Raw genomic sequence first — 548 nt, forward strand, 5'->3', positions numbered from 1 at the left:
CTGCAGCGGCGGCGGCACCGGCGCCATCGTGGTCTCGCCGCAGGCGCCCTGCGCCGGCCTGGCGACGGTGCAATGCATGACAGTGACGGTGAGCTACGACTATGCGTCCCATCCCTTCCTGCCCGGCACCGCCACGCTCTATGGCTGGGTGATGCAGGCCCCCATCCGCAGCGTCGCGGTCGCCCAGCTGGACCTTGGCAGCAACTGACGATCGGTACAGGAGACGATTTTCATGCTCAAGTTGACCCGCATCGCCGCCATCGCGCTGATCGCGCTCGCCGTGCTGCTGGCCGTGGTCGCCTTCGTGATCGGGCGCAAGCCTGCGGCCTCGGCGGACAACCCAAGCACGATCGTGAAGGCCGATGCGCAGACCTTCAGTGTTGTTGAAGCCACCGCGCGGCTACCCGCCGGCGAGCCGATCAGCGCCAATGGCGTGCGGCTGACGCAACGCACCGCAGAAGTACCGGGGGCGGTGACCGACCTGGCGGCGGTGGTTGGCAAGGTGCCGGTGCAGGACATCAGCGAAGGCAGCGCGATTGGCACCAGTC

General features: G+C 68.1%; 2 protein-coding genes. Both read left to right on the forward strand.

What is annotated here, in order from left to right; genetic code table 11:
* Positions 1 to 208: hypothetical protein (locus HK439_RS26425; protein ID WP_209012089.1), on the forward strand; the 208-nt coding region annotated here is incomplete at its 5' end.
* 24 nt (positions 209 to 232) lie between these two features.
* The coding region (locus HK439_RS26430; protein ID WP_190294466.1) for an SAF domain-containing protein at positions 233 to 548 on the forward strand (316 nt) is incomplete at its 3' end.

The sequence above is a fragment of the Roseibium aggregatum genome (assembly GCF_014692675.1).
Lineage (GTDB): Bacteria > Pseudomonadota > Alphaproteobacteria > Rhizobiales > Stappiaceae > Roseibium > Roseibium aggregatum_C.